The organism is Roseiarcus sp., from assembly GCF_052145395.1.
GTDB lineage: Bacteria > Pseudomonadota > Alphaproteobacteria > Rhizobiales > Beijerinckiaceae > Roseiarcus.
Window position 1 is genome coordinate 1 of sequence record NZ_JBKQOT010000732.1, and the last position, 7,115, is coordinate 7,115.

Sequence of the window (7,115 nt, forward strand, 5' to 3'; positions counted from 1 at the left end):
AGGTCCCATTCAGCCCCCCAGGGACCTGCCGCCGCTCCCATTTTTGGCCAAGCGGCGCAGTCTTGTTATATGTCGCTCCATGCGAATCCTCATCATCGAAGACGACCGCGACGCCGCCGCCTATCTGATCAAGGCCTTTCGTGAGGCGGGTCACGTGGCCGACGCCGCCCATGACGGCGTGACCGGCTACGACATGGCCCTTGAAGGCGGCTATGACGTCGCCATCGTCGACCGGATGCTGCCGAAGATGGACGGGCTGACGCTGATCGGCGCGTTGCGCGGCCAGAAGAGCGAGACTCCGGTGTTGATTGTCTCTGCGCTCGGGCAGGTCGACGACCGGGTCAAGGGCCTCAGGGCCGGCGGCGACGACTATCTCGCCAAGCCTTACGCATTCTCCGAATTGCTCGCCCGGGTCGAGACCCTGGCGCGCCGCCGCCCCGCCGGGGCGCCCGAAGAGACAGTGTACCGGGTCGGCGACCTCACGCTCGACCGCCTCTCCCACAAGGTGACCCGCCGCGGCGAGGAGATCGTGCTGCAGCCGCGCGAGTTCCGCCTGCTGGAATACCTGATGCAGAACGCCGGCAAGGTCGTCACCCGGACCATGCTGCTCGAACATGTCTGGGACTACCATTTCGATCCGCAGACCAACGTCATCGACGTCCACGTGTCGCGGCTCAGGGCCAAGATCGACCGGGACTTCGACGCGCCGCTGCTCAGCACCGTGCGCGGAGCCGGATACATGATTCGTGACGGCTCTCGCTAAGCTCTTCCGCGCCACCGCCTTCCGTCTGGCGCTGGCGATTCTGGCCGTCAGCGCCGTCGGCGCGGGGGTCGTTCTCGCCATCATCGCCTGGCAGGTCGTCGCGGTCGTCGACGAGGAAATCGCCCGCACCATCGACGCCGAAGCGAAAGGCCTGACCGACGCCTACAATCACGAAGGACTTGTCGGCCTCTATTCGTCGATCGAGGCGCGCAAGCGCCAGCCGGGCGCTTCTCTTTACCTGCTGACGGACCCGGCCGGAGAATCGCTTGCCGGCAATGTCGAGCAGATTCCGCTCGAGGTCCTCGAGCGGCGGGGATTTATCGTCGTCAACTATCGCACCAACGGCCCGGGCGACCGAGTCCGCCAGGCGCTGGTGCGCATCTACAAGCTGCCGCCCGGATTCCTGCTTCTGGTCGGCCACGATCTCGGCGACCGCGCCCGGATCGAAGGCGTGATGGTCCGCGCGCTCGCGATCTCGCTGGTCTTCTTCGCCGCGCTCGCCGCCGTCGGGGCGCTGTTCGTCGCCCGCAACGTGCTGAAGCGCATCGACGACATCAACACGTCGGCCCACGGCATCATGGCGGGAGACGTGACCGGCCGGTTGCCGGTCTCCGGCTCCGGCGACGAACTCGACCGGCTCGCCGAGAGCCTCAACGGCATGTTGAGCCGGATCAACGTGCTGATGCAGGGCTTGCGCGAGGTCAGCGACAACATCGCCCACGATCTGCGGACGCCGCTCACCCGCCTGCGCAACCATGCCGAGGCGGCGCTGGCCTTCGGCGGCGACGCCGCCGCCTATCGCGTCGCGCTCGAGAAAACGATTGAAGAATCCGACGCCCTGATCAAGATCTTCAACGCGCTGCTGCTCATCGCGCGCGCCGAGGCCGGCGGCGAAGTCGATGGGCAAACGTCGTTCGATGTTTGCGAGGCGGCTCGCGCCGTGGTGGAACTCTATGAACCGATCGCCGAGGAAGACGGCGTGGACCTTGCTGTCGACATCGAAGCCCCGCTCTATGTTTGCGGAAATCGCGAGCTGATCGGACAGACGATCGCCAATCTGATCGACAACGCGCTGAAATACGGCGCGCTGAGCGATTGCGGCGGCGAGGGCGTCAAGCCCCGGATCGTCGTCGCCGCGCGCCGCTCGCGCGAATCGGTCGAGTTGACCGTCGCCGACCGCGGTCCCGGGATCGCGTCGGCGGACCGGGAGCGGGTGCTCGGACGCTTCGTGCGGCTCGAAGGCTCGCGCTCCCGCCCCGGCTCGGGGCTCGGGCTCTCGCTCGCCGCCGCGGTCGCGCGCCTGCACGGGGGTAGGGTCGAGCTCGAGGACAACGAGCCGGGCCTGCGCGTGCGCATGATCCTGCCCGCCGATCCGGCGCCGCCCGCTTTGCCTGCGCCGGCGCTGGGGGGCGTCGATGAACCCATCGCTGGCTGAACGCGTCGTCGCCTTCCCGCGGCTCTCTGCCTCCGCCGCCGCCCGCCGTGCGCTGGAGGCTTTGACCGCCGCGCCCGAAGCCCAAGGCCTGACGCCACTGCTCGCGGCGGGGAAGACGCGCGATCTCCTTCTCGGCCTGGCCGATCATTCGCCGTACCTGTGGACGCTCGCGACCGAAGAGCCGGCGCGGGTGGCCCGCCTCCTCGCCCGGCCGCCGAAGTCGTCGCTGGACGCCCTCATCGCCGCGCTCGCCGCCCGCCGCGACGACGACGAGGCGGCGCTGATGCGCGCCCTCCGGCTCGCTAAGCGCGAGTCGGCGCTGCTCATCGCGCTCGCCGACATCGGCGGCGTGTGGGATGTGGTCGAGGCGACCGAGGCGCTGACCCGCTTCGCCGACGCGGCGGTCGGCGCCGCGCTCGCCTTCCTTCTGCGTCAGAATGCGCTCGCCGGCCGGCTCGCGCTCGATCCCGACGCGTCGGACCCTGCGGCCGGCTGCGGCCTCGTGGTGCTCGCGCTCGGCAAGCACGGGGCGCGCGAGCTCAACTATTCGAGCGACATCGACCTGATCGTGCTCTTCGACGCCTCGGCCGCCTCGATCCCCACGGGCGCGGAGCCGGCGCCCCTGTTCGTGCGCGTCACCAAGGCGCTCGCCCGACTGCTGCAGGAGCGCACGCCCGACGGCTACGTGCTGCGGGTCGACCTGAGGCTCAGGCCCGATCCCGCCTCGACCCCGGTGGCGCTCTCGACCACTAGCGCCTACGCCTATTACGAGACGCTCGGGCAGAACTGGGAGCGCGCCGCGATGATCAAGGCGCGGCCGGCGGCGGGCGACCTCGAGCTCGGCCGGCGGTTCCTCGCCGATCTCGCCCCGTTCATCTGGCGAAAGTATTTCGACTACGCCGCCATCGCCGACATCCACGCGATGAAGCGCCAGATCCACGCGGTGCGCGGGCATGACCGCGTCGTCGTTCCCGGTCATGACGTCAAGCTCGGCCGCGGCGGCATCCGCGAAGTCGAGTTCTTCGTCCAGACGCAGCAGCTCATTTTCGGCGGCCGGCGGCCGAAGATGCGCGGCTCGCGAACCCTCGACATGCTCGAAGAGCTCTGCGCCGAGGCCTGGGTGACGCCCGAGGCGCTGAAGGACCTCGGCGCCGCCTATCGCTTCCTCCGCACGGTCGAGCACCGGCTGCAGATGATCGCCGACGAGCAGACCCAGCGCCTGCCGTTCGAGCGCGCCGAGCTTGCCCGCTTCGCCCGGTTCTGCGGCTACGCGAGGCTCGAGTCCTTCGCCAGGGACCTGACCTTCCATCTTACCCAGGTCGAGAAGCACTACGCGCGTCTGTTCGAGAACGCCCCCACGCTGAGCGCCGCCGCCGGCAACCTCGTCTTCACCGGCGTGACCGACGATCCCGCGACGCTCGAGACTCTCCGCGCGCTCGGCTTCCAGCATCCCGAGGCGGCGGCCGAGACGATCCGCGGCTGGCATTTCGGCCGACGCGCCGCGGTGCGCAGCGCCCGCGCCCGCGAGGTGCTGACGGAGCTCACCCCGGCGCTGCTCGACGCCTTTTCCGGCTCGGGCTACGCCGACGCCGCGCTCGCCGCTTTCGACGAGGCGATGGGACGGATGAGCGCATCGGTCGAGCTCCTGTCGATCCTGCGCTCCAACGACGACGTGCGCGAACTGTTCGGCGACGTACTGGGTGCCGCGCCGCGGCTCGCCCAGGTGATCGCGACCCGCCCCCACGTGCTCGACGCGGCGATCGATCCCGACCGGACGACCGATTTCGAGGACAGTTTCAACGAGGAGGCGACGCGGCTGCGCGCCGAAACCTATGTCGAGCAGGCGCGCAGCTACGAGGACGCGCTCGACCGGGCGCGCGACTTCGCCGCCGAGGAAATGTTCCTGATCGGGCTCCATCTCCTGTCGGGCCGGCTCGATCCGGACCGCGCCGGGCAGGCCTACAGCGCGCTGGCGCAGGCGTTGGTCGGGGCGATGCTGAAGCAGGTCGAGGCGGCCTTCGCCGTCGACCACGGAAAGGTGCGCGGCGGCCGCGTCGCGGTGCTGGCGATGGGCAAGCTCGGCTCGCGCGAGATGACGGCGGCCTCCGACCTCGACCTCATCCTGATCTACGACTTTCCCGCCGACGCGGGCGAATCGGACGGGGGGAGGCCGCTCGGCGCCTCCCTCTATTATTCGCGCTTCACCCAGCGCCTGCTCGCCGCGTTGACCGCCCCGACCCGCAGGGGAACCCTGTACGAGGTCGACATGCGGCTGAGGCCCTCAGGCCGCCAGGGCCCGCTCGCCACCCAGTTCTCCGCCTTCGCCCTCTACCAGCGCGACGAAGCCGAGCCCTGGGAGCACATGGCGCTCACACGCGCCCGCGTCGTCGCCGGGGACGCGACTCTCGCAGCCGACGTGGCGAGCGCGATCCGCGACACCCTGACGCGCAAGCGCGATCCGGCGACCATCGCGCGCGAGGTGACGAAAATGCGCGCGCTGATCGCCCATGAGAAGGGCGACCGCGACCTCTGGGACCTGAAGCTCGTCCGGGGCGGCTTGATGGACATCGAGTTCGTCGCCCAGTACCTCAGCCTCGCCTTCGCCTTCGCGAGGCCGGAGATCCTCGACGTCTCGACCCGCCGGGCGATCGACAAGGCGGGCCGGGCGGGGCTGGTCGAGGCGCGTCACGTCGAGACTTTGGTCGAGGCGCACCGGCTCTACACCGACGCGACCCAGTTCATGCGGCTCGCCATCGCCGGCCCCTTCGACCCGAAGACCGCCGCCTCGGGCGTCAAGCGCCGCATCGCCGCCGCCTCCGGCTACCCCGATTTCGAGGCCTTCGTCGCGGCGCTCGACGAAGCGCGCAAGCGCGTGCGGGAGGCGTTCGAGGCGATCGTGAAGGGGTGAATAAGCCGAGATCGCGTAGGCGCCGCGCGATGAGAGCGCATCAACTCTTGCCCAGCCCCTCGATCAGCGCCTTCAGCGTCGCGACCGTCGAAGCGTCCGCCTCGCCGTCGACACGCTCGGGCCGGAAGTGACGCTGGAAAGCGGCGACAACCGCTCGCGTATGCCGGTCGTAGACCCCCGAAAGCTCGACCCCATAGCCGTAGAGCGCCAGCATCGCCTGAAGCGCGCGCACCGGCGGGCCCTCTTCCTCGTGCCGGAACAGCGGCCCGCCGGAAATGGGCGCGGGCTCGACCCAATGGCCGACGCCGCCCTCGAACAGCCGCCGCCAGGGAAAGGCTTCCCCGGGATCGCGCTTGCGATGCGGCGCGACGTCGGAATGCGCGAGCACCCGCTGCGGCGGGATCTTCCAGCGGGAGGAAATGTCGCGCGCGAGCGCGATGGTCGCGGCGACCTGCCGGTCGGGGAAGGGCGGCGCGCCGGCGTCGTGGCCGGGATTGACGATCTCGATCCCGATCGAAGCGGAGTTGAGGTCGCTCTCGCCCTTCCAGTGGCCTTTTCCCGCGTGCCAAGCGCGATCGCGCTCGGCGACGAGCTGAAAAATCCGCCCGTCCTCCCAGACGAAATAATGCGCCGACACTTCCGATTCCGGGTCGACGAGCAGCGCGAGTGCGGCCTCGCCCGTCGGCATGCCAGTGTAATGGAGGATGAGATAGTTCGGCCGGCCACTCCCCCGCCGCTCGCCGAAATTCGGCGAAGCGACGAACGCGGACGCGAGCGGGCTGTCGCAGGCGGGACCGGACATCATTGCCCGTCGCTTGACAGGCAATGCCCGGCCACGCCGTCGCTTTTCACGCCGGAACTCAGTTGTACCAGGCTACGCAGATGCGGTTGCCATAGACGTCGTAGCCGTGTCGCGCGCAGTGGCGCGGACGCGTCACGGCGTTGCCGACCAGGGCGCCGCCCACGCCGCCAATCACGCCGCCGGCGATGGCGCCGCCCGCGCTGCCGCCTGAAACCGCCGAACCGATCAGCGCGCCCGTGCCCGCGCCGACCGCGCCGCCGACCAGCGTGCCCGTCTGCTGCTCCTGCGTCTGGCAGGCCGACAGCGAGAGCGCACCGACGAGGGCCAGCGCGATGGCGATCATCTTCTTTGTCATGTTTGCTATTCCTTTTCCGCGGAGCCTGCGCGGCGGAGCCGGCTCGGGTCCGCCCGGTTTTCGGACCCGCGCTGAAGGCGCTCGTCCGTTAGTAGTACGCTACGCAGACGCGGTTGCCGTTGTAGTCCTAGCCCCAGCGTGCGCACTGGCCCTGCGGCTGCGGGGTGGCGGCGGCGCCGATCATCGCGCCGGAGGCCGCGCCGATCGCCGCGCCCGCAAGCGTCCCGCCTGCGCTTCCGCCCGAAACCGCGGAGCCGATCAGCGCGCCCGCGCCGCCGCCGAGCGCGCCGCCGGCGAGGGCGTTCGTCTGCTGCGGCGTCTGGCAGGCCGACACCGACACAGCGGCGGCGAGCGCCAGCGAAAGAGCCAACATCTTTTTCATGGGTAACGATCTCCGGTCCACGGTCTCGAGACGTTTTAGGGAACCTCCCGTTGCGGCGAGCGCCGCGAAGCAGGCCAGCCCCCGCGCGCGGCACATTCCCATAAACGGACTGAAGCTGCAATGAATGAGGCGGTTTTGTGCGACAGCGGGAACGCCGCGCACGGTTTTTCTCCTTGACCGGCGGCGCCCTGCGCTCCTATGCCGCATCCGCCAGTCGGCCGGACGGCTGCCGCGAAAGCGGAGGAAAGTCCGGGCTCCATACGGATGCGGCGCCGGATAACGTCCGGCGGGGGCGACCCCAGGGAAAGCGCCACAGAAAGCAAACCGCCCCGATGCGGCCGCAAGGCTTTCGGGGCAAGGGTGAAAGGGTGCGGTAAGAGCGCACCGCGCGGGCGGCAACGCCAGCGGCACGGCAAGCCCCGCCGGGAGCAAGACCGAATAGGAGCGACGCGCGGCGCGTTCAAACGCCG

General features: G+C 69.8%; 6 protein-coding genes and 1 other RNA gene. 4 read left to right on the forward strand and 3 right to left on the reverse strand.

All coding sequences use genetic code 11. The annotated features are described in order from the left end of the window. Positions 1 to 79: 79 nt before the first annotated feature. Genes ACLP25_RS25110 through ACLP25_RS25120 form a run of 3 tightly spaced genes read left to right on the forward strand, consistent with a single transcriptional unit; the run spans position 80 to position 5,106 of the window. On the forward strand, positions 80 to 763 hold the full coding sequence (locus tag ACLP25_RS25110) for a winged helix-turn-helix domain-containing protein (RefSeq protein ID WP_442471845.1): 684 nt from the start codon (positions 80 to 82) through the stop codon (positions 761 to 763). Then, the gene (locus tag ACLP25_RS25115; RefSeq protein WP_442471841.1) at positions 747 to 2,198 is read left to right on the forward strand and encodes an ATP-binding protein; all 1,452 of its coding nucleotides are present in this window, start codon (positions 747 to 749) and stop codon (positions 2,196 to 2,198) included. Before ACLP25_RS25110 ends, ACLP25_RS25115 begins: the two co-directional genes overlap by 17 nt. Then, positions 2,179 to 5,106 carry a bifunctional [glutamine synthetase] adenylyltransferase/[glutamine synthetase]-adenylyl-L-tyrosine phosphorylase gene (locus tag ACLP25_RS25120; RefSeq protein ID WP_442471842.1) on the forward strand — a complete coding sequence of 976 codons (2,928 nt, stop codon included), beginning with the start codon at positions 2,179 to 2,181 and terminating at the stop codon, positions 5,104 to 5,106. The genes ACLP25_RS25115 and ACLP25_RS25120 overlap by 20 nt, the downstream gene beginning before the upstream one ends. A gap of 40 nt (positions 5,107 to 5,146) precedes the next feature. On the opposite strand, the gene ACLP25_RS25125 is transcribed toward ACLP25_RS25120, so the two are convergent. From ACLP25_RS25125 to ACLP25_RS25135, 3 genes are all read right to left on the reverse strand, one after another. After that, positions 5,147 to 5,908, reverse strand: a complete 762-nt coding sequence (locus ACLP25_RS25125; protein WP_442471846.1) for an N-acetylmuramoyl-L-alanine amidase — start codon at positions 5,906 to 5,908, stop codon at positions 5,147 to 5,149. 58 nt (positions 5,909 to 5,966) lie between these two features. Further along, a complete protein-coding gene (locus ACLP25_RS25130; protein WP_442471843.1) occupies positions 5,967 to 6,263 on the reverse strand; it encodes a hypothetical protein in 297 nt (98 codons plus the stop codon). A gap of 127 nt (positions 6,264 to 6,390) precedes the next feature. Continuing rightward, complete coding sequence (locus ACLP25_RS25135; RefSeq protein WP_442471844.1) at positions 6,391 to 6,645, reverse strand: glycine zipper domain-containing protein; 255 nt, start codon at positions 6,643 to 6,645, stop codon at positions 6,391 to 6,393. Positions 6,646 to 6,855: 210 nt separating this feature from the next. On the opposite strand from ACLP25_RS25135, the gene rnpB reads away from it, so the two are divergent. Then, positions 6,856 to 7,115, forward strand: an RNA gene (gene rnpB, locus ACLP25_RS25140) — RNase P RNA component class A; the annotation flags it as partial.

Bases quoted from the DNA above. Each gene is read 5' to 3' on its own strand.
- ACLP25_RS25110 (WP_442471845.1), top strand. From the start codon at position 80: ATGCGAATCCTCATCATCGAAGACGACCGCGACGCCGCCGCCTATCTG.
- ACLP25_RS25120 (WP_442471842.1), top strand. From the start codon at position 2,179: ATGAACCCATCGCTGGCTGAACGCGTCGTCGCCTTCCCGCGGCTCTCT.
- ACLP25_RS25125 (WP_442471846.1), bottom strand. From the start codon at position 5,908: ATGTCCGGTCCCGCCTGCGACAGCCCGCTCGCGTCCGCGTTCGTCGCT.
- ACLP25_RS25130 (WP_442471843.1), bottom strand. From the start codon at position 6,263: ATGACAAAGAAGATGATCGCCATCGCGCTGGCCCTCGTCGGTGCGCTC.
- ACLP25_RS25135 (WP_442471844.1), bottom strand. From the start codon at position 6,645: ATGAAAAAGATGTTGGCTCTTTCGCTGGCGCTCGCCGCCGCTGTGTCG.